The sequence below is a fragment of the Leucobacter luti genome (assembly GCF_019464495.1).
In the GTDB taxonomy this organism is placed as follows: Bacteria; Actinomycetota; Actinomycetes; order Actinomycetales; family Microbacteriaceae; genus Leucobacter; species Leucobacter luti_A.
The window spans coordinates 487,790-509,853 of record NZ_CP080492.1; the positions used below are offsets into that span (position 1 = coordinate 487,790).

The 22,064-nt window shown below is 64.1% G+C and carries 16 protein-coding genes; 8 read left to right on the forward strand and 8 right to left on the reverse strand.

The features are described 5' to 3' along the window. The first annotated feature begins 39 nt into the window (after positions 1-39). Genes K1X41_RS02305 through K1X41_RS02330 form a run of 6 tightly spaced genes read left to right on the forward strand, consistent with a single transcriptional unit; the run spans position 40 to position 5,968 of the window. Positions 40-1,683 carry a urocanate hydratase gene (locus tag K1X41_RS02305; protein ID WP_220175234.1) on the forward strand — a complete coding sequence of 548 codons (1,644 nt, stop codon included), beginning with the start codon at positions 40-42 and terminating at the stop codon, positions 1,681-1,683. Further along, the gene (locus tag K1X41_RS02310) at positions 1,680-2,633 is read left to right on the forward strand and encodes an arginase family protein (protein ID WP_133616757.1); all 954 of its coding nucleotides are present in this window, start codon (positions 1,680-1,682) and stop codon (positions 2,631-2,633) included. The genes K1X41_RS02305 and K1X41_RS02310 overlap by 4 nt, the downstream gene beginning before the upstream one ends. Then, positions 2,633-3,706, forward strand: coding sequence for an ABC transporter ATP-binding protein (locus tag K1X41_RS02315; protein WP_166644299.1), 1,074 nt, complete (start codon positions 2,633-2,635; stop codon positions 3,704-3,706). Before K1X41_RS02310 ends, K1X41_RS02315 begins: the two co-directional genes overlap by 1 nt. Further along, positions 3,703-4,350 (forward strand): ABC transporter permease, encoded by a 648-nt coding sequence (locus tag K1X41_RS02320; RefSeq protein ID WP_132203629.1) that lies wholly within the window; start codon positions 3,703-3,705, stop codon positions 4,348-4,350. The genes K1X41_RS02315 and K1X41_RS02320 overlap by 4 nt, the downstream gene beginning before the upstream one ends. Then, on the forward strand, positions 4,347-5,051 hold the full coding sequence (locus tag K1X41_RS02325) for an ABC transporter permease (protein WP_132203631.1): 705 nt from the start codon (positions 4,347-4,349) through the stop codon (positions 5,049-5,051). The genes K1X41_RS02320 and K1X41_RS02325 overlap by 4 nt, the downstream gene beginning before the upstream one ends. Continuing rightward, a complete protein-coding gene (locus K1X41_RS02330; protein WP_132203633.1) occupies positions 5,048-5,968 on the forward strand; it encodes an ABC transporter substrate-binding protein in 921 nt (306 codons plus the stop codon). Before K1X41_RS02325 ends, K1X41_RS02330 begins: the two co-directional genes overlap by 4 nt. A gap of 135 nt (positions 5,969-6,103) precedes the next feature. On the opposite strand, the gene K1X41_RS02335 is transcribed toward K1X41_RS02330, so the two are convergent. The 3 genes from K1X41_RS02335 to K1X41_RS02345 form a co-directional block, all read right to left on the reverse strand. Beyond that, on the reverse strand, positions 6,104-7,399 hold the full coding sequence (locus K1X41_RS02335; protein WP_220175235.1) for an ABC transporter permease family protein: 1,296 nt from the start codon (positions 7,397-7,399) through the stop codon (positions 6,104-6,106). After that, the gene (locus tag K1X41_RS02340) at positions 7,396-8,136 is read right to left on the reverse strand and encodes an ABC transporter ATP-binding protein (RefSeq protein ID WP_243736056.1); all 741 of its coding nucleotides are present in this window, start codon (positions 8,134-8,136) and stop codon (positions 7,396-7,398) included. The genes K1X41_RS02335 and K1X41_RS02340 overlap by 4 nt, the downstream gene beginning before the upstream one ends. Positions 8,137-8,504: 368 nt before the next feature. After that, positions 8,505-9,374: a LysR family transcriptional regulator gene (locus K1X41_RS02345; protein ID WP_220175236.1), complete on the reverse strand. Its 870-nt coding sequence runs from the start codon at positions 9,372-9,374 to the stop codon at positions 8,505-8,507. A gap of 79 nt (positions 9,375-9,453) precedes the next feature. Between K1X41_RS02345 and K1X41_RS02350 the strand changes: the two genes are divergently transcribed. Continuing rightward, positions 9,454-10,359 carry a DMT family transporter gene (locus tag K1X41_RS02350; RefSeq protein WP_258566610.1) on the forward strand — a complete coding sequence of 302 codons (906 nt, stop codon included), beginning with the start codon at positions 9,454-9,456 and terminating at the stop codon, positions 10,357-10,359. 328 nt (positions 10,360-10,687) lie between these two features. Here K1X41_RS02350 and K1X41_RS02355 read toward each other — a convergent pair whose 3' ends face one another. Next, positions 10,688-11,656, reverse strand: coding sequence for an alpha/beta fold hydrolase (locus tag K1X41_RS02355; RefSeq protein ID WP_220175237.1), 969 nt, complete (start codon positions 11,654-11,656; stop codon positions 10,688-10,690). Between the two features lie 205 nt (positions 11,657-11,861). Here K1X41_RS02355 and K1X41_RS02360 point away from each other — a divergent pair, with 205 nt between their 5' ends. Beyond that, positions 11,862-12,062, forward strand: coding sequence for a hypothetical protein (locus K1X41_RS02360; RefSeq protein ID WP_133616762.1), 201 nt, complete (start codon positions 11,862-11,864; stop codon positions 12,060-12,062). Between the two features lie 413 nt (positions 12,063-12,475). On the opposite strand, the gene K1X41_RS02365 is transcribed toward K1X41_RS02360, so the two are convergent. The 4 genes from K1X41_RS02365 to K1X41_RS02380 form a co-directional block, all read right to left on the reverse strand. After that, positions 12,476-13,426, reverse strand: a complete 951-nt coding sequence (locus K1X41_RS02365; protein WP_220175238.1) for a spermidine synthase — start codon at positions 13,424-13,426, stop codon at positions 12,476-12,478. Positions 13,427-14,036: 610 nt separating this feature from the next. Beyond that, positions 14,037-15,917: an acyltransferase family protein gene (locus tag K1X41_RS02370; RefSeq protein WP_258566712.1), complete on the reverse strand. Its 1,881-nt coding sequence runs from the start codon at positions 15,915-15,917 to the stop codon at positions 14,037-14,039. 370 nt (positions 15,918-16,287) lie between these two features. After that, positions 16,288-17,655 (reverse strand): glycosyltransferase, encoded by a 1,368-nt coding sequence (locus K1X41_RS02375; protein WP_133616765.1) that lies wholly within the window; start codon positions 17,653-17,655, stop codon positions 16,288-16,290. A gap of 339 nt (positions 17,656-17,994) precedes the next feature. Next, positions 17,995-22,038 (reverse strand): Ig-like domain-containing protein, encoded by a 4,044-nt coding sequence (locus K1X41_RS02380; RefSeq protein WP_220175240.1) that lies wholly within the window; start codon positions 22,036-22,038, stop codon positions 17,995-17,997. Positions 22,039-22,064 lie beyond the last annotated feature (26 nt).

Consider the following 22,064-nt stretch of genomic DNA (forward strand, 5'->3'; position numbering starts at 1 on the left):
TAATGGTTTCATTAGATGGCAAACAAGGGAGTTTCTGGAATGAACCGTATTGTCTCGGCTACCGGATCGCAGCTGCGCTGCAAGGGGTGGCGCCAGGAGGGGATCCTGCGCATGCTCGAGAACACTCTCGCCAACGCCGAGCGCCAGGAAGACCTCGTCATCTACGGCGGAATTGGCAAAGCCGCACGCGATTGGCCGAGTCTGCACGGCATCGTAGATGAGCTCAAACAACTTGAGGAGCACGAGTCACTGATCGTGCAGTCGGGCCGCGCCATTGCCGTGATGCGGACCACAGTTGCCGCCCCCATGGTGCTCATCGCCAACGCAAACGTGGTGCCGCGCGCTGCCACCCCTGAGCAGTTCTTCGCGCTGAGCGATGCTGGCCTCACCATGCACGGCCAATACACCGCTGGCAGCTGGGCGTATATCGGCGGCCAGGGCATCGTGCAGGGCACATTCGAGACGTTCGCTGCAGCAGCCGAGCGTCACTTCGGGGGCGACCTCACGGGTCGCATTGTCTTCACCGCCGGGATCGGCGGGATGGGCCAAGCCCAGGGCCGCGCCGTACGCATGAACGGCGGGGTGGCCCTCATTGCCGATGTCGACGCCGATCGGATCCGAGACAGAATTGACACGGGGGCCGTTGACGAACTCGCAGCGTCAATCCCAGCCGCCTGGGAACGGGCAGCCAAGGCAGCAGCAATGCACACTCCACTGGTGGTCGCTGTCGCGGCGAACGCTGCAGACGTCGCCGAGTGGCTCCTCGCCGAGGGCCGTATCCCTGACCTCGCCACCGACCAGACGAGTGCACACGATTTGCTGCGCGGGTACGTGCCAAGCGGCCACGACGCTGCGTCGGCCGCAGTGCTTCGCGACACAGACCCTGAGCGGTATCGCGAGCTTTCAGCACTCACCCTCACCCGGCACGTCGACGCGCTGCTCGGGCTTGCGAAGGCCGGATCCGTGGTCTTCGAATACGGCAACGACTTGCGCATGGCGGCTCAGCGCATTGGGCACACGCACGCGATGGACATTCCCGGCTTTGTGCCCGAATTCATCCGCCCCTCCTTCGCCGTCGGTCGCGGCCCATTTCGCTGGGTGTGCCTGAGCGGTGAACTCGCTGACCGGGATGTCCTCGACACCGCAGCTCGCGCACTCTTTCCCACCGACCAGAAACTCGCAACGTGGCTCGAGAAAGCCGGCGGCGAAACGCCCGTCGAGGGGCTCCCCGCGCGCATCTGCTGGCTCGGTCACGGACAGCGCGCGCTGATGGCAGCGCGCATCAACGAGTTGGTCGCGTCTGGGGAGCTGGCCGGGCCCGTTGCGATCACCCGCGATCACCTCGATTCAGGCTCATGCGCCTATCCCACCAGGGAGACCGAGCTCATGCCCGATGGCTCCGATGCCATCGCAGACTGGCCCTATCTGAATGCCATGCTCAACGTTGCCGGCGGCGCCGACCTCGTCGCGGTGCACCAGAATGCTGGCGTCATTGGCGGCTCCGCCTCCGCCGGCATGACCGTGGTGCTCGATGGCTCCGAATTGTCAGCGCAGCGCGCGGCGATCTGCTTCGAAAACGATCCCGCCATTGGCGTGATCCGGCATCTCACCGCCGGCGTCCCGGAGTCGGCGGCCTACCTCCCGACGAGCGGGATCAATGCCGTAGTCGGGTGGCAGTCATGATCAGCGTCCCCACGCGCGCGATCCGGCCAGCCTGTCCACCGTTTCCCGGAGCCACGCCCGCAGAGCCAGGCACCCCCGCCGACTTCGTCGTCGTCGGCGTCCCCTACGGCTCGCCCTACCGCATGAGCGGAGTGCACTCCGACGCTGCGAACGCGCCCGCCAAGTTCAGAGAGCGCGCTGCCACCCGCTTCGCCGAGCATGGGAACCGCTACGACTTCGCGCTTGGCGGCACAATGCTTGGGGACACAGGCTGCACGCTCATCGATGTCGGTGATCTTGACGGAGACCCGCGCGACATTGACGGCAATGGACGAGCCGCGACCGCCTTCCTCGCAGGGATCGTCTCTCGAGGTGGCGTGCCACTCGTGCTCGGGGGCGATGACAGTGTCCCGATCCTGCTTGCGCGCGCATTCGAAGCTGCGTCCCCACGCGTGAATGTCCTCCAGATCGACGCGCACATCGACTTCGCAGACGTCGTCGGAGGAATCGACGACGGCTACTCCAGCCCAGTGCGACGCATACGCGAAATGCCCTGGATCGGGCAGATCGTGCAAGTGGGCGCACGCGGCACCGGCAGCGCGACACCACAGGATCTCACGGACGCGGTGGCAGCAGGAAACCTCCTCTTCCCTGCCGCCAGCGTGCACCAAAACGGCATCGAAACGGTGCTTGAAGCCATGGATACGACGCTCCCCTGGCTCATCACCCTCGACGTAGATGGGCTCGACCCGACGATCGCCCCGGGCACCAGTTGCCCGCTCCCCGGCGGACTCAGCTATCTCCAGGCCGAAACACTGCTCAGCGCTTTTGGCGATCGACATCGGCTCGCAGCCATCGACGTCGTTGAGCACTTCCCCGGCCTCGACATACGCGACACCACATCGCTCACCCTCGCGCGACTTCTGGCCACGCTCATAGGCCGCTCCGCCCGACAGAAAGGCTCCCGCTGATGATCGAGTTCAGAAATGTCGAGAAACGCTACCCGGACGGCACTCTCGCTGTCGAGCGCCTCAACTTAGAGATTCCATTCGGGAAGACCACGGTCTTCGTGGGTCCCAGCGGCTGCGGCAAAACCACGAGCCTCAGGATGATCAATCGGATGATCGCGCCGAGCTCCGGTCAGATCATGATCGACGGCACTGACGCTGCCCAGATCAACACCGGTGAGCTGCGGCGCAGCATCGGCTACGTGATCCAGAACGCCGGCCTGTTTCCACACCGCACCGTGCTGCAAAACATCATGACCGTGCCGCGACTCAACGGTGTCCCCAAAGCACAAGCCGCCGAGCGAGCGCGACTACTCATGCACACCGTAGGTCTTGACGAGTCGTTCGCGAACAAGTTTCCCACGCAGCTCTCAGGCGGACAACAGCAGCGCGTCGGGGTGGCCAGGGCGCTCGCCGCGGAGCCCTCAGTGCTGCTCATGGACGAGCCCTTCTCAGCACTCGATCCCATCGTGCGCACCGAGTTACAGGACGAGTTCATGCGACTCGGGGCCGAACTGGGGACCACGATCGTGTTCGTGACCCACGACATCGATGAAGCGGTGAAGGTCGGAGATCGTATCGCGGTCTTCGCCAAGGGTGGCCAGCTCGCCCAGTTCGACACCCCAGCCAAGATCCTCACCCAGCCGGCGAATCAGTTCGTCGCAGACTTTGTCGGTCGCGATCGCGGATACCGCGGGCTGTCATTCGCCGGAGACGCCGCTCTCGTCGCCACCCCGGTCACATCAGTGCGAGTGGATGACGCACCGACGCCGGGCAACCCCCGCGACTGGGTGGTGCTCTGCGATGCCGCAGACCGCACGCTGGGATGGATGCGCAGAGAGGATCCCCCTCGCTTCGAATCGGCCTACGGATCCGCAGCCGTCTACCGCAACGGTGACTCGATGCGCGTGATTCTAGACGCCGTACTCATGAGCCCCTCTGGCCGCGCGGTGCACGTCGATGAGGCGCGACGCCCCCTCGGCAGTGTGGGCATTGAAGAGCTCGTCGCGGCGGGCCTCACTCGGGCACACGCATGATCCAGTGGCTTGCTGACAACGCCGCTCGCGTGGCACAGCTCGCGGGATTGCACGCAACGCTCGCGCTCGCCGCCACCGTGATCGGACTGCTCCTCGCAGTCGTCGTTGGATCACTCGTGGCGCGCCGCCCGCGAATCTCCGGCGTGCTCCTCACCGCAAGCGGGGTCCTGTTCACGATTCCCTCGCTGACGCTCTTCATCTTCATCCCACTGATCATCGGCACCCAGATCTTAGATCCCCAGAACATCGTGATCGCACTCACGGTCTACACCTTCGCACTGCTGTTTGGCGGAGTCATTGAGGCGCTGCACTCCGTGCCAGAGGAGACCATGCAGGCATCAGCAGCGATGGGCATGGGACCTGTCCGGCGGTTGTTCCAGATCGAGCTTCCGATGGCGATCCCAGTGATTGCCGCGAACCTTCGAGTGGCAGCGGTGTCAAACGTCAGCCTCGTCAGCGTCGGCGCCCTCATCGGCGTTGGTGGCCTCGGCGACCTGTTCACTGAGGGATTCCAGCGCTCCTACCTCGTGCCGATTGTGTGGGGCATCATCTTCACCGTGGTGCTCGCGCTGCTCGTTGACCTGGTGGTCGTCGTGCTGGAGCGACTGGCCACGCCTTGGGTTCGGGCGGGAGAAGCACGATGATCTTCACACAGATTTGGGCGTTCCTCTCGAACCCGGTGAACTGGTCAGGACCAGAGGGTATTCCAGTGCGCTTGCTCGAGCATCTCGGCTACACGGCGATCGTGATCCTGATCGCACTCGCCATCGCACTTCCGCTCGGCGCGATCATCGGCCACACCCGCCGCGGTGCGTGGCTCGTGATCGGAGTGGCGAACGCCTCACGCGCGCTGCCAACACTCGGGCTCCTCACGCTCATGGTGCTGCTCCTCGGACTCGGTTTCCTACCCGCGGTGATCGTGCTCGTGATCCTCGCAATTCCGCCGATCCTCACTGCAACCTACGCCGGCATCCGTGGCGTCTCCCCCACAGTCGTCGATGCCGCGCGAGGTATGGGCATGCCGGAATGGCAGATCCTCCTCACCGTCGAGCTCCCGATCGCAATGCCGATCGTGCTCGGTGGGCTCCGCTCCGCGATCCTGCAGGTCGTGGCCACCGCGACCGTCGCCGCGTACATCGCGCTCGGCGGGCTCGGCAGATTCCTCCTCGATGGCCTGGCGCTCCGCGACTACGGCCAGATGGCCGTGGGCGCGATTCTGGTCGCAGCGCTCGCGATCGCGATTGACCTGCTCTTCCTCGCCTTCGGAACCCGGAAGCCGAAGCCGGCGCAGAAGGCACCCGAAACCACCACCCAATTGATACTCACACGTGAAAAGGAATCATGAAAAGGACACTGACTACCGCCACGGCGGGGCTCGCTGCACTCGCCCTCGTCGGCACGCTCGCTGCCTGCAGCAGCCCGGATGCCCTCAGCGGCGAGGATCCCGCTGGCGGCTCGAGCGAGACGCTCACCATTGGCTCGGCAAACTTCTCCGAAAACGTCATCCTGGCGCACATCTACGCGGCAGCGCTGAATGACGCCGGTATCGAAACCACCGTCAAACCCAACATTGGCAGCCGCGAAGTCTTCGTGCCTGCGCTCGAAGACGGTTCGATCGACCTGATCCCGGAGTACAGCGGCGCGCTGATGGCCTTCCTCGATCCGTCGATTGATGACGTGTTCGCTTCTGAGGAGGTCTACGAGTCACTCGGAGAGGTCCTGCCTGAGGGACTCACCATGCTCGAGATGAGCCCTGCCGAAGACAAGGACACCCTGGTGGTGACCGCGGAGACGGCACAGAAATTCAAGCTGAAATCGATCGCCGACCTTGAGCCCGTTGCCGGAGAGCTGGTGCTCGGTGGGCCACCCGAGACAAAGGATCGCCGCGCGGGGATCCCCGGCCTCAAGACCCTCTACAACGTGGTGTTCAAGGAGTTCAAGTCAGTCGACCTGGGCGGCCCCCTCACCGTTGGCGGGTTGAAGAACGGCGACCTCGACGTCGGTCTGATGTTCACGACGCAGCCGGCGATTGCGGAGAACGATTTCGTCTCACTGGAAGATCCGAACAACATGTCACTCGCCGAGAACATCGTGCCGATCGTGCGCGAGGATCAGGCATCAGACACCGTGGTTCAGGCACTCAACGCCGTCTCTGCGAAGCTGACCACCGAGGATCTGATCCAGATGAATCGCGAGGTCGAGATCGAAAAGAAGGATCCCGAGAAAGTAGCGCGCGCTTTCGTCGACGGAGATGTGAAGTAGCGAGCGGCCTCATCCTGCGTCTGCTGCGGCCAGCCAGAGTCCGCTGGCCGCAGCAGACGCGCTGCGTGCGTGTCGGCCAAGCAGTGGCGTCATTCTCCCCGCCCCGGCGCACCCAGCACCCTTGTCAGCACCGGTTCAGTGAGCATGACCCCCCATCCACACGAGCAGACCGACGCAGAGTACGAGCAGGATCGCCGCGCTGAACACCGGTGCCGTCGCGATCCCGGTGGCGACCACGGGGAACGCAAGCACGACTGACGCGACGGTAGCGCCCACGACGGCGACGCTCGCTGCGGCCGCCACGCGACGCCGCCGCATCACGTTGATCGCCTGCCGCCGCATACCGATCCGGTCGAGCGCAACATACAGCTCTTCGTGCTCCAAGACTTCAACGGTCTGGGTCATCGCCGCCTGATACGCGACCACGAGAAACGACACTGCGGCGAGCGCGAGCAGCAGTACACGGGCGTCTGAGATCAACAGCAGCTGATCTGGGCGCATCACCTCGCGACTAATGCTCCTGCTGATCGTGTCGACATACCCGAGCAGGGAGACGGCCGGGATCAGGATAAACGTGGTCAGCGCAAGCGTGGACACGCTCCGCCAGGCGGCGCGCGGATCTTCGAGGAGACCACGTGCAGCGATGAGCCATGCCGGATCAGAAGTCCGCTCCACGATCCACCGCGCAACGAGGGCGACGACGAACGGCCCCACCAGTCCCAGCACTCCCATCACGGCGAGCACGACCGCGGTGAGCGCTCCCAGCAGCACGACCAAACCCCACCCGGGCGATACGAGATGGGTGACGAGCGCTGCTGCGCCCACAACGACAACGGCGACCACGAGTCTGATCCAGCTCATCGTGGGCGCCTCTTGCCGCGTGCGCACCCCCAGTGGGGAGAGCACGACCCGGCGCAACCCGAGCAGCGCACTCAACACGGCGATCGCCACGAGCGCGAGCGGGATCGACGCCGAGACTCCCCAGGGCAACCACAGTTCTGATGCTCGCAACGGTGCTCCGTGCACCGTGAGCAGCGACAACCCGAACGGCAGCCCGAGCGCGAGCACCGTCCCGGCCAACACTCCGAGCGCGGCGATCACCCCGACCTCTGCGAGCGCGAGTAGCCGCACACTCCGCGAGGTCGCGCCGAGCAACCTGAGCGTCGCCAGGCGAGCGTCCCTACTGCGGACAGCGAGACGCGCTGACGCGGCGCCGAGAGTGATCAGTGGCACAACCAGCAACACGACGAGCCCGAACGCGAGAGCCCGATACCCAATCTCGTCAGTGCGGGCCGTCCAGAACGCCGATGCGAGCATTGCGACGCCAAACGTCAGCAGAGTGGTGATGCAGGACGCGACGATCTGCAGCGCCGCAATCCTTGCCGAGGCCCGGCTGGGACGGATGAGGAGCAACGCGGCGTGGGGATTCATGCCGCGCCCTCGATCCGTCCGTCGCGCAGGCGAATCACCCGGTCGCACCTCGAGGCAACTTGCGCGTCATGCGTGACAATGAGGAGTGCCCGGTGCGCATCGGGCCCTGTGGCGAGCAACACCTCAAGGACCTCCTCGGCGGTGTGTGAGTCTAGCGCGCCAGTCGGTTCATCCGCGAAGATCACGCTGGGATCAGCGACGAGGGCTCGGGCAATCGCGACACGCTGCGCCTGTCCCCCGGAGAGCTGCCCAATTCTGCGCGCTTCGAGGCCTGCGAGGCCCAAGCGCTGCAGCTCCGCCACAGCGCGAGTGTTCGCCACGGCGCGGGAGGCGCCCGCGAGCAGCAGCGGCAGCGCGACGTTCTCCGTCGCGGTGAGCTCGGGCAACAGCAGCCCCTGTTGGAACACGAACCCGAACCGCCGCAGCCGGATCGCCGATCGTGCCGCGTCTGAGAGGGCCACCAGGTTGTCTGAGCCGCTGCCATCACCGCGCCGCAGGAAGACCCCACCGTGCTCGGCGGGAAGGATACCGGCGAGCACGTGCAGCAGCGTGGACTTTCCAGATCCGCTCGGCCCGGTGATCGCCACGGACTCACCCGGCGCGATACTCACGGCTGCATCGATGAGAGCTCGCGTACCCCCGAACGATTTCCCAGCACCCCGCGCCTGGAGCAGCCAGCGCTGCTCCCGTGACTGCGCTGGTGGGCTGGTGGTGGGATCGACCCTGGTGGTGTCCACAGATGCTCTCCTCAGAGGCGTCGTACACGGGCGGGCGTTCCGCCCCCTGTTTTCACGCTAGGGGTCTGGACATTGCGCGACCACCACCCACGGGTGGAACGCGTGGGACTTCGACCCGCGGATGGTGGTTCAGCCCGCACTGCGCTCGGGACAGTGCAGCGAGTGATGGTCCGTCCCACCGGCGGGGTGCGAGAACGAGAACAGGAGCAGAGTCGCTGGCACGCTAATCTCCCCGGCGACACTGCAGGGCTCGGGGCGCTGGGGCACTGGTGCTGCGGAGGCCCTGAATCTCGCGAGCGCTTTCTCCGCCTGGCTTTGGGCTGGGGTCCACTTCGCCTGTTGCGTGCTCCCCGGGGGTGAGCCACCCGCTATTCGGGAATGAGATACTCGCGAAACGCTTGCGCCGCAGGCGATGGGTTGAAGCCGCTCCATGCCAAGTATTCGATCCGGGTGGGTCCATCGACGATCGGGATCGTGCGGAGTGCACTGTTGCCGGGGACCACAGCAGGAGACAAGAGCGCCACAACAAGGTTCTGAGCGACGAGACTGAGGATCAGATTCGTGTCCATCGCTTCAAACGCGACTTCACGGTGGACACCTGCCGCTTGGAACGCCAGGTCTGAGGGTATCCGGCCGGGAGAGTTCTCAGGGAAATCGACGAACCTTTCCTCGCGCAGCTCCGAGAGGCTGAGACTCGCTTTCTCCGCGAGCGCGTGCTGGGAGGAGGTCACCGCGACAAGGCGCTCCCGTGCCAGCACGCTCGAGCTCACGCCCTGCGGTGGCATGGAGTCTGGGAGCCCCAGCACGGCAACGTCCATATGCCCGTGCCGAATGGCGGTGATGAAATCATTGCTCGCTCCACCGCGCAACCGGATCCGTACCTCAGGATGTGCGCGATGAAAGGCACCAAGCGCAGCGGGCAAGTCGACCGCGGTGACTGTGGGGATGATCCCGATCGTGAGCGTGCCGCGAATCTCGCCGGTGGTAGCCACTGCATCGTTGATCGCGCGATCCGCTGCTGCCAGACTTGCCCGAGCGGCGAGGAGGAAGGCCGTGCCCGCCGCCGTGATCTCCACTCGCCGGCTCGTGCGCGCGAACAACTGCACCCCCAGTTCGCGCTCGAGAGACTTGATCTGGTGGCTGAGTGCGGATTGCACCACACGACAGCGCTCAGCCGCACGCGTGAAGCTGCCCTCCTCCGCCACCGCAACGACGTATCGCATCTGCTGCAATTCCACACACTCATGATTGCAGCTCATGTGTGAAATGACAACAATGTGTTGGACTCATGAATCAAAGAAGTTCACACTACACAGTGTGACCACAACGACAGCAGCTCTCCCGACCGCGCGCGGAACACACCAGGCGGCGTGGATCCTCATGACCGCGATCGCCCCGGCAATCTGGGGCACGACCTACATTGTGACTACGCGCTTCCTTCCCGAAGGGCACCCCCTGTTCGCAGCCCTCATGAGGTCGTTGCCCGCCGGGATCATTGCGCTGCTGATCGCGCGCCAGCTCCCGCGCGGATCCTGGTGGTGGAAGAGCCTCGTGCTCGGCACCCTGAACATGGCCGCATTTTTCCCACTGCTCTTCATCTCTGCGCAGCATCTCCCTGGCGGGGTCGCGGCGACACTCGGCGCAGCCCAACCCATTGTGGTGTCCTTCCTCGCCGTCGCGCTCTTGCACGAGCGACTCTCACCCTGGCGGCTCGGCTGGGGAGTTGCGGGCATGCTCGGCGTCGCCCTCGTCGTGCTCGGGCCAGGCGCAGGACTCGATCTGATCGGGATCCTCGCCGGACTCGGCGGCGCAGTCTCGATGGGCGTCGGCGTAGTCCTGACGAAGAAATGGGGACGACCCGAGGGCGTCTCAGCCATTGCGCTTGCCGGGTGGCAGCTCACCGCGGCCGGCCTCGTGCTCCTCCTCCCCGCGCTCCTCATCGATGGCGTTCCTGCTGAGTTGGACCCTGCAGCCTTCGGAGGCTACCTCTGGCTCGGGCTCGTCGGCGCACTCCTGAGCTACACGATCTGGTTCTCCGGGATCCGGAAACTGCCCGTGACCTCCACGGCACTCCTGGGGCTCCTGTCACCGCTCGTCGCGGCGATCCTGGGTTCCGCCCTCGCTGCAGAGGCACTCACGCTCGTCCAGCTCATAGGATTTGCCATCGCACTCGCAGCGATGGTGGCTGGTCAGCTGGTGCGCACGCGGCCGCTGACGGGATGAGGGGCTCCTGGGGCGCTCAGGCGGTTCCCCTGAGTGCTGGAGTGACCGGAGCTCCCTTGCTCCCCAAGGTGCCGGCACTCCGCATTCCAGCGGAGCGGGCCTCTCCCCTGTCACTCTCGCCGCACCCGCGTTCATGGGTCGAATTTTGGGCCTTCCCCTCGCTGAAGCCCCAGTTTTCGACCCATCAACGAAGTGGCCCACGCGCGACCCCGCAAAGCAGGCCGCTCAGTGGGTGCGAAGGCCATCCCGGAGCACAGACACCGCCGCCCAAACCCCGCAGCACGCAGCCCGTAGCCCGCAACAACTCGCACCCCGCACCCACTCAAGCTCAGCGCGTCGCGAGGGCCGCCAGGAACTCCGCAGTTTCGCTCGCGATACGGACGGACTGGGTGTAGTGCAGATAGTGCTCGCCCGCGAGGGAAACCACCTGCCCGTGAGCCACGCTCGCCGCTTGACGCTCGTGGAGCTCCAGCCAGCCAGCTACATCGTCGCCACTCGCGTCGTCGGCGACAAAGAGGAGGAGCGGCAGATCTGCAGGAAAGGACTCACCACTGACGTTCGCAAAGTTCTCGCTCGAACGGGTGACTTCGTCGAGCAGCGTGCTCTCAACCGAGTTCTTCGTAGTGAGCAGCCGCATTTGCTCCTTCGTCTTCTCATCGTGGGGCAGCGCGGTGTTCGCGTCCCCCGACAGGGCAGTCAACGCGCGCAGTATCCCGAGGTCGCGAAGCTCAGCAAGCCCGCTCGTTGGAACAGGTTCGTCCCACCCCGGCTGGTCTGGCACACTGCTATCGATGCCGACAAATGCGATGAGTTCATCCGGAAATACCCGGCTGTACTCAAGCGCGTAGATTCCCGCGATCGAATGCCCCATCAGCACGTAGCGCTCGATTCCCAGCTGCTGCAGGGCCTCGTGGAGCTCGCGCGTGATGTTCTCCGCAGTGCGGGGCACGTCGGTCTGATCGCTCAGTCCGGTACCGAACGGTTCGATCGCGATCACGCGATGGGTGTCTTCGAGTTCCGAGATCAGCGGCGCAAAATCGAGCGCAGGCGCGGCCGTACCCAGCCCAGGCAACAGGACAATCGTCTCGGAGTCGGTGGCATCCCCCTCGCGAACGCCGGTGTCGACAACATTCATCTGTTTCCCGGCAACCGGGATGAGCGTGCCGTAGGGTGTGATCGCCTCCAATTCGGCTTTCGTCGCCACGGCATTCACGATTGCGGTGGTGCTGAGGAGCGCAATTGGCAGCGCCACGATGATTCCGATTACCGTCAGGGTGATCTTGAGGGGTTTCCGCATAGTGCTCGTTTCCGGTGCGGCTGTAAGGTCAGCCCGTGTATTGTCACCTCAGTACATCGGGCTCAGGACGATGCGGGTAGTGTCGCCACGTCACGCCAAAGGGTGACATCTGTCACGTCGGGTCCCAGATCTTAGGCCCACTGCGTATCTGAGTAGCGCAGCACGCTGGAGCAGAGTTCCATCTGAGAACCGCGACCCGGGGAGAGTGTTCATTCCAACTGCACCTGAGATGCGCCGCGAACGCGAGCTCGCGATGCTGCCCAGACTCGTGGCCGAGGCGACAGTCCTCGTGCGTGCTCCCCTGTTCGCATTGATGCAGCGCCTGTTGTCGCCGCTCAGGATCCACGGGCGGATCGACACGATCGCGAGCGCACCGTTGCCCGGCCCCGTTGCTCGGCACCGGTGACGAGTTCGACGACCGCTGCGATGTGCTTCTCGCCACGCCGGAGTTTCCGGGCCGGGGCGAGCCTCGCCGTGAGGGAGGCCGCTGCCAGGCGAAGTGACTGGGACCTGGCCGGCGCTTTAGACGGGGTGCGACGCCGCACCCCACTGCTGACAGGACTGTGTGCGGCGCTCACGATCCTGCTGTGGCAGTGGGACGCAGAGTTATCCACCGTCCTGGAGCGAGCCGAGCGCTCAGACGAACACGTTCGACGGCTCACCTCAGCGTGCACACGGCCGAGGCTCCCCTGGGGCAGGTGCTCGGACGAGCGCGCTGCCGATGATGCGCCTACCCAGATCATGCGAGATCAGCTTCATGTCAACGATGCCACCACCCACGTGGGCCGCTTGGTGGCCACTCATCTCACTCCTGCGCGTTTACCCCCAGCGAGGGTCGTTCGGGTCGGGAGAGTCGGTCCCGTCGCTGTCGGTCATGACGCGGGCGGCGCCGATCCATGAAGCGAGTTCGGTGTCGTGGAGGAGGTTCGGGCCCGGCACGCCCAGCACATCGGGGTGCGCCACGATGTCGAGGGGCGCATCGCTCGCGAAGATGAGGACGTTGCCGAGAGGCCCGTCTGCGTCATTCGGATCCGCATCGAGCACAACGGCAACCTGGGCGAAGACGGTGGCCAAAGTAGCCGCCTGTCGACGCGCGTATTCAAACGGGTGGCCGTCGAGCAGATTCACCACAACGATCCCGTCTGCAGCGGAACGCTCCGCGACCCGAGCGAAGAACTCTCGGCTGGCAACGCGCCGGTGAATCACGGCGGCGTCCCAGAGATCCACAATCGTAAACTGAGCTTCGGCCCACTCGGCCGCGACGGCGGTGCGCACGACAGCAGCCGGCGCACCGCCCCGTGAGGCCACTGGCGACGCGGTTGCCACCGCAGCCTCCTGAAGCGACCGCAGAGAACTATCGGGAAGAGCAGTGTCCGCGACGTCGCGAGCGTCACCGAAAATCACGCGCACATCGTTCCCCTGCGGCAGCGGGAGCGCCTCGAGCATCTCGGCGTACAGTTCAGGCTCGAACTCAACGACCAATTGAGGCGAGCCGGCGCGGGTTGCTTCGACATAGCGCGCGAGCGTGAGCGCGCCAGCTCCGAGATGCACGAAACGGAGGCGAGAGCCGGATGGGGCCGCCGCGTCGATCGCCCTGGCGATATGGCGGGTGTATGGGTATGCGAGTTTGGTGGGGTCAGCCAGCGAGACGATGGACTGCGCGATTCCGTCAACACTCAGCTCGAAGCGATCAGATCGCAGCCTCGACCTCGTCAGGGTCGCCGATCGGCCGGTGAGCGTGAACGACAGTTTTCGACGGTTCTTCAGCACTGCATCAGTCTAGGTCCGGTGCAGCCTTGTTGCAGGCGTGCACGCCCTACCAGCCGTTGGGGTCAGATGTACGTTCTGGTGACAAGTGGAAACCAAACCGTGGATCAGGTCAATCAGTCTCCTCAAAGAGCACCAGACCCCAACAGATTCAGCACTGAACCCACCGGTGATGACGGTCGCTCAGGTCGGGCGGCACCAGCGGAGGGTTGTCCGGATTCTTGCAAGCCAGCGTCAAGAAGCAAATCACGGAACGTGGGCCGCACATTGTGTGGTTTGAAAGGCTCACGTCTTCTCTTGTGGAAGATGGTCGACTCCGGCGAGAGCGCCTGCTCGGCTGCGAGTCGTGCCCGGAAGACTTTACCGAAAGATGGGCGACGAGGATGCAGCGGATCGAGAGATGCGGTGTGGCGTGGTCTTGCCGTGCGTGCCCCAGTGGCTTTTTCCGGAGGATGGTTCCTGTGACGTCGACACTATCCATCGGGAGTGTCAGTGACGACAGACGGGCGCAACGCGAGTCCAACTCCTGGTCACAGCGAGATCCCGAGGAATAGTTCGAGGAAATCGCGGACTTCTACCCTCGGGTGGAAGTCCGCGCAGGCCCCCGGCGCACTCAGTCGTCGCTGCCCTCACCAGCCGGAGCCCGCAACAGTTCCTGGCTCAGCCAGGGGGCAATCTCGCGTTTTCCAGCGGGGGAGAAATGCACTCGGTCGTCCAAGTACCGGTCCTCGCCCTCCTCAGTTTGGGTGCCACACTCCTCGTCGCTGCAGAGTTGCCCCTGGAGATCCAGGAGTTCGATCCCTGGGTGATCCCGCAGCACCGCCGCCAAGATCCGGTTGAAGGCCAGTCCCTGTTCCGGACTCAGGATGCCGTTGTGCAGTCGAGCGTTGGCCAGCAGTACCCGAGTTCCCGGCATCGCTGTCACTTCGATGGCCTCCTCCAGGGCACTCCGATAGCGGTCTGCAAATCCCGGGTCAGTGAGATCCGTCCAAACCCCGTCAATCTCCTGCTCGACGGCGTCCCAGGCGATGTGCACCACGATTATGCTGGGCCGGGTTGACCGGATTTCCTCCCGCCAGCGCTCCTGCCAAGGGAGACAGCCCCGGGGAGAGGGCTGCTCAATGCCCGCGCGGGTACGCTGGGCGCTACTGCCCGATATACCGCAGCCGGGGATGCCGCCGTCCGTCACAGTAAAGGCGGCAGAGGCGTTCCGAGACAAGGCCGATGCGAGGTCGTTGGCGAGTGAGTCCCCCAGGGTCAACACCCGGGTCTCCCCGTGCCCCTCCGGGGTTCGCTGTACCAGCTCCGGGACCACCAGCACCGCGGCGGTCACGGTCACCATCAACCCGGTAAACAACGCCGTTCCTCGGCGTGCCCAGTGGCGGAGCCGAATCGGCTCCCCAACCAAGTGGTGGAGACCGCTCGCCAAGCCCAGCGAGAGGGGGATGCCCAGAATGGCAATGTCCGCCGGAGACACGGTGGGATCCACGGCCTGAATCGTCCAGTACACAGGCAGGTGCACCAGGAAGAGCGTGTAAGAAATTTTCCCGGTTTCCACGAGCGGGGGCCACGCAAACAAGCGGCTGATCAGATTGCGTCGGCACGTGAGCGTGAGCACCAGGATACCGCCGAGCAGCGCCACCGCGGTGAAGCCGAAACGATACAACCAAGGCTCTTCGTAGGACGTCGCCCGCACTGAAAGGATGATGATTCCGAGCAGCGCTGCCAGGGAGAGCGTGCTCATGAGCACCCACGTAATCACGCGACCCCAAACCACCCCAGCGCCGGTTCGGGCACGCTGGCCGTTCTTCCCCGAATACTGCAGGAGCAGATAGCTGATCGCCGCCATGACCGCGCCGACGAAAAGTCCGACCGTGTGGGTGTCGGTACCGAGGTACATGCGGTCCGCGTTTGTGCCGTCAAAGCGGAGCGCGGGTTGTGCTGCGGCAACAATCGCTCCTATTCCCCCAACGAGCAGCACGAGCAGAGCGCTGATGGGTGAGCGTTGCCACCGGAGCCCGCCGCTGCCCCGCCGAGACAGCATACGCCCCAGCAGCAGGACACTGAGCAGCAGGACCGGCCACACCAGATAAAACTGCTCGGTAATCGCGAGCGACCACATGTGCCCCAGCGGGTTGAGCGCGCCAAAACCGTCCCAGTATTCCTGTCCCGAGGCAATCTGTTCCCAGTTCGTCAGGTAAACGAGGGAAGCGAGCGCCTGCTCCCCAAACCGAGTGAGTTCCGCCCGGCTCCCCCAGATATACACTGCGAGGAGCGTGGCCCCGAGGGTCAGCGCGAGCAGGGGAAGAAGCCGCTTTGCTCTTCTGGAGTAAAACCGGCCAAGGTGCACGATCCCAGTGCGATGGTACTCGCGCAGCATTGTCAGCGTGATCAGAAAACCGGAGAGGAGGAAAAACAGGTCCACGCCGAACAGCCCGTTGCTGTACAGGCCGGTGTGAAATAGAAGCACGCTCAGGATTGCCACCGCACGCATCCCGTCCACCGCGGGATAGTAGGAGGCTGCGAGGAGCAGGGGTTCCGGGTCTGGCTGAGTTCGGTGCGCTGCGTGCTTCTGCCCTGGGCGGCTGCGACGCGGTCGCCGTGCCGCCCGAGTTGCCGCCCCGGGGCGCCGCCGGTCTCGCCTGAGCCATCTACGCAGTCTGAACTTTCTGGGTCACCTGGGCGCTTCGAGCACTTCGGCTGGCTCGGGCGGGACCCGTGAGCTCCCCCCGCGACAGGTGCAGGGCTCGGCTCTGTGCCCGCTTCAGGGGTGAACTCTGAGAGCGGCTCCCCGAACAGAGCCTCGAGCTCACTCAGCCCAGCTTCCCATTGCCGGCCGGGCTGGGCATTCCTCACCCCCCGGGTCACTGGGCAGCCCCGCCCACGGCGTCGTCGACGGCGTCGTCGACGGCGTCACCCAAGACATTTGAGAGGAGACCCTCGTCCACGCGTTGCGTTTTTTCCCAACTGTGCTGGCCCTTTAGTATCCGAGCGAGCGCGCTCCACACCGCGGCGAAGGCAAGATAGTTGATGAGCGGAAAACAGTGTGCGTGCAGCAGAGACACCCAGAACTCTCGCTGCTCGTCCCGCTGGTAGTACACCCATGCGCTCACAAAGACGGGGCCGAGCGTCATCAGGTACCAGAGCACAACGCCAATCAGCAGGGTCAGCGAGCTCGTGACAAAGGCAAAAAACGCTCCGCCGTCAACGATCATCCCAACAATTGCCCAGTGGAACAGGATCGACCATGGCAGGATCGTGACCCACGGGGTCAGGATATAAGCGGACAGCTCTAGCGCGCGCTTGTGCGTCAGTCGTTGATTGTTCCAGATCTCCGGGAGTCGCGAGGCCATCGCCATGTGTCCTTGGAACCAGCGGCGCCGCTGCCGGAACAGCGCGGAAATCGTCTCCACGCCTTGTTGCTCTACCGCGGCGTGCGGGGTACTCGAGAGTTCCCAGCCGACCAGAGCCAGGGTCACGGCCAAGTCAAGATCCTCGGTCAGCGACTTCGACCAGGGTTTTTCTCCGGCGTCGTTCAGCGCGGACAGCCGGCTGAACTGACCGTTGCCTCCGAGCGAAACGGTTCCGGTTTGCACGCGTCCGAGCTGAGTGACCGCCGTGGTCGACCAGAAGTGGAAGTCTTGGTACCGGGTGAGAAAGGAGTCGCGGTTCCGAATCCGAACGGCGAGCTGGATCGCGCCCACGCGTTCCTCGTCGAAGAGAGGCAGAATGTGAGACATCGCACCGTCGGAAAGACGACCATCAGCGTCCATCACCGCGACCAGCACCCGATCCACGTCCTGCCCCCGTGAGGCGACCAGCTCCCGGACCAGTCGCACCGCGTCGTTGAGCGCTTCACCCTTCCCGATCCTGGCATTGGGGAGCGTGCGCGCGAGGACCAGCAGACTGCTGCCGCCGCGTTCCCGGGCCACCTCGGCAGTCCGATCATCAGAGGCGTCATCAATCACGATCGTGGTGGCGTTTGGGGAACCGGCGAGGGCCCGCGCCGTCGCCCCGATCACCCGTTCCTCGTTCAAGCACGGGATCAGAAAATAGGTGTGAAAGGTCCCCGGTTCGTCTCGGAACGGTTCTTCGTAGCGCGCACCACGCAGCGTCGAAAGCGTCGCCCCGGACTGTTTGATAGTCCGCAACCCGGCGAAAAACAACACCCAGAGATACGCAAATGAGACGCAGATCACGACGGTTGCCGTGGTAGCGAGAAAAACAATCATGGGAGCGGTTCCTTGAAGAGTTTGGGCGAGGAGTGCGGGCAGTGAGGCGGGGTCGGCCACATCATTCCGGTATTCACGCTAGGTCTCAGCGCGGCGCAATACGCGGCGCTCACGCACGGATGCGAGCTGGAGCGCTGAGCGTGCGTGCGGTTCCCGGGCATCGTACGTAGGCCGGCCTCGTCGCGTGCGTCGCGCCGGCCCACTTTCCCTATGGAGAGTCTCTGCCTCGCTGGGAAGCCGGAACACCGCAGTCGCGTGCCGGTCGCGGTGAGGCGATCGACCCGTGACTGCGGTGCGAGGTGAGAGCGGGGAGATCAGCGAGTGTTCAGCCCCGACGGCCTAACCCTTGGAACTCCGATTCCGGCGCAACCCCAGAGCGGTTCCTGCCGCGAGCAGCAGGCCATACCCTCCGGCGATCGCGGGACTGAGGACGGGAGTGTCCTCGCCGTTCCCTTCCGCGACGGCGAGGAACTCCCCTCCATCTATGGTGGTAGTGACCCCCTCTAAGGTGTTGTCGATGGTGAGGTGTAGCGGACCTTCGGGGAGCTTCGGAACGGTGCCGGACCAATTGCCAGCCTCGTCAGCCTTACCTTCATAGAGAACGTTGCCGTTTCCATCCTTGAGCACCACCGTAGAACCGGGAGTCGCGGTTCCGGTGAACTCCTGATTCTCCATCGAAATTTCGCTGCCGGCCGAGGGGGTCAGCAGGCCGAACTCGTACACCGGGTCGGCGACCTCGTAGCCGAAGTCCTCTCCGCGCTCGCCCCCGTAGCTCGGGTAGTAAGATCCCGATTCAGCCGGTGCGGTGAGTGACCAGGAACCGTCAGGTGCCACCGTGGACTCGCTCACTTTGGATCCGTTTGCGGCGTGTAGTGAGACGATTTCCCCGGGAGTGCCAGTTCCGGTGATCGATTCGTCGCCCTTCGCCGGAGTGTTCAGAGAGTTCGGGTAGTCCTTGGCCACTGTGAATGAACCGAGACCCTCAGTGTGAGTCTCACCCCGAAGCGTCATCTGCGCGGTGAGAGTCAGAGCGCCTACCGGAAGGTCATCGGCCGTCACTGACCAGGTGCCACTGGCGGGGATCGTTCCGCTGGCAACAATCACATTCCTGCCGTCCCGCAGCGTGTACTCCGCACCCGGAGTTCCCGTTCCGGTGAAGGCCTGCTTCAGCTCGGACAGGGTACTGCCGGCCTGCGGCGTCAGCAGCTCGAACGCGAGCACCGGATCGGCCTCGGTGTAGGAGAAGTTGTCCCCACGGGTCCCGTTATACGTCGGGTAGTACGTACCCGTCGAGGTCGGAGCCTTGAGCGACCATGAGCCGTCCGCAGCAACTTTCACCTCACTGACCTTCGACCCGGAAGCACTCAGAATCGCCACGGTCTCGCCCGGTGTCCCGGTGCCCGTGATCGTCGTCGCACCCTTGGCCGGAGTATTCAGCGAGTTCTTATGATCCTTCAACACCGTGAAGTTGCCCACTTCGTAGGACTGGGTTGCCCCGCTCAGCGTCATCAGCACAGTGAGCTTCAGCGTACCCACTGGCAGCGTGGTAGCGGTCGCAGACCAGTTCCCGTTTCCGGAGACCGTGCCCCTGGCCAAGACCACGTTGCGGCTGTCACGCAGACTGTAGGTCGCGCCTGGAGTCCCCCGCCCAGTGAACGTCTGATCCGACTCGGAGATATCACTGCCCACCTTGGGCGTCAGATGCTCGAACGTCAGCACCGGATCGGCCTCGGTGTAGGTGAAGTTGTCCCCACGGGTCCCGTTATACGTCGGGTAGTACGTACCCGTCGAGGTCGGAGCCTTGAGCGACCATGAGCCGTCCGCAGCAACTTTCACCTCACTGACCTTCGACCCGGAAGCACTCAGAATCGCCACGGTCTCGCCCGGTGTCCCGGTGCCCGTGATCGTCGTCGCACCCTTGGCCGGAGTATTCAGCGAGTTCTTATGATCCTTCAACACCGTGAACTGACCGCCGTCAACTGTCTTCACGGTGCCATCGATCGTGTTGACTACCGTGAGCTTCAGCGTGCCCTCAGCCAGCCCGGTCAGCGTCGCCGACCAAGACCCGTTTGCCGCAACCGTCCCGCTGTGCAACTGCGTTCCCGCGGCATTCTTCAGGACATAGGTCGACCCGGGCGTTCCCGTACCGGAGAACACCTGGCTCTTCGGTGACAGATCACTGCCAACCGCCGGAGACGCCACCACAAACTCCCGATCGGCAGCCTTGTAGGAGAAGTCGTCCCCACGGGTCCCGTTATACGTCGGGTAGTACGTACCCGTCGAGGTCGGAGCCGTGAGCGACCATGAGCCGTCCGCAGCAACTTTCACCTCACTGACCTTCGACCCGGAAGCACTCAGAATCGCCACGGTCTCGCCCGGAATCCCGGTGCCCGTGATCGTCGTCGCACCCTTGGCCGGAGTATTCAGCGAGTTCTTGTACGCCGCCCGCACGGTGAAGCTGCCGCCATCGATCGAGGAGGTCTTCCCGTCAATCGTGTTCAGCATCGTCAGCTTCAACGAGCCCTCCGGCAGCGAAGCAACCTTCGCGTACCAGTTCCCGTTCGAAGCAACCGTTCCACGATGTAGCACCGTGCCCGATGCGTTCGTCAGCTCATAGGTCGAGCCGGGCTCACCCGTCCCAGCGAACACCTGATCCTTCGCGTTCAGGGTGCTCCCCTTCGACGGAGTGTCCAGCACAAACGCCGCATCCGCAGCCGTGTAGGAGAAGTCGTCCCCACGGGTCCCGTTATACGTCGGGTAGTACGTACCCGTCGAGGCCGGAGCCTTGAGCGACCATGAGCCGTCCGCAGCAACTTTCACCTCACTGACCTTCGACCCGGAAGCACTCAGAATCGCCACGGTCTCGCCCGGAATCCCGGTGCCCGTGATCGTCGTCGCACCCTTGGCCGGAGTATTCAGCGAGTTCTTATGATCCTTCAACACCGTGAACTGACCGCCGTCAACTGTCTTCACGGTGCCATCGATCGTGTTGACTACCGTGAGCTTCAGCGTGCCCTCAGCCAGCCCGGTCAGCGTCGCCGACCAAGACCCGTTTGCCGCAACCGTCCCGCTGTGCAACTGCGTTCCCGCGGCATTCTTCAGGACATATGTCGACCCGGGCGTTCCCGTACCGGAGAACACCTGGCTCTTCGGTGACAGATCACTGCCAACCGCCGGAGACGCCACCACAAACTCCCGATCGGCAGCCTTGTAGGAGAAGTCGTCCCCACGGGTCCCGTTATACGTCGGGTAGTACGTACCCGTCGAGGCCGGAGCCTTGAGCGACCATGAGCCGTCCGCAGCAACTTTCACCTCACTGACCTTCGACCCGGAAGCACTCAGAATCGCCACGGTCTCGCCCGGAATCCCGGTGCCCGTGATCGTCGTCGCACCCTTGGCCGGAGTATTCAGCGAGTTCTTATGATCCTTCAACACCGTGAACTGACCGCCGTCAACTGTCTTCACGGTGCCATCGATCGTGTTGACTACCGTGAGCTTCAGCGTGCCCTCAGCCAGCCCGGTCAGCGTCGCCGACCAAGACCCGTTTGCCGCAACCGTCCCGCTGTGCAACTGCGTTCCCGCGGCATTCTTCAGGACATAGGTCGACCCGGGCGTTCCCGTACCGGAGAACACCTGGCTCTTCGGTGACAGATCACTGCCAACCGCCGGAGACGCCACCACAAACTCCCGATCGGCAGCCTTGTAGGAGAAGTCGTCCCCACGGGTCCCGTTATACGTCGGGTAGTACGTACCCGTCGAGGCCGGAGCCTTCAGCGACCAGTCACCGTCCACGGTGGCCCGCGCCTCGCTGATTTTGGTGCCGTCCTGGGCATACACAATGACGGTTGCGTACGGGTTCGCCGTTCCCGTGATCGTTGTCGCCCCCTTGGCGGGGGTGTTCAGCGAGTTCTTGTAGACCTTGACCACATTGAACCACTCGGGGGTCAGCGTGTAGCTCTTATTGTTGACATAGTTGACCACGTTTATTCGGATAATACCCAGGGCCATTTTCGGAACCTTCGCCGACCAGGTTCCGTCTGGCTCGACCATGCCCTCGTAGAGCACGAGATCGTCGATGGTCTTCAGAACGAGCTTGGCACCCGGATATCCCTTGCCGGTAAAGACCTGGTTCTCCGAGGCCACGTTGCTGTTGAGAGCCGGGCTCGTGAACGACATTTTGACAATGGGGTCTTCGTAGGGAGTCACCCCGCTCCGGATCCCACCGAGTTTCGGGGTAGTCGAAACCTCGGAGCTCTGCTCCTGCTTCGAGTGCAGCGGCCCCGCTTCCTCCGCAAGGAATGCCGCGTAAACCGCGCCACTTCCCACCGCGGTCAGCGCACCGATCGTGACAATCACGGTCAGTCCCTTCCAAACTTTCTGCATGTGCATGCCTTTCTGATGTGGGCCCC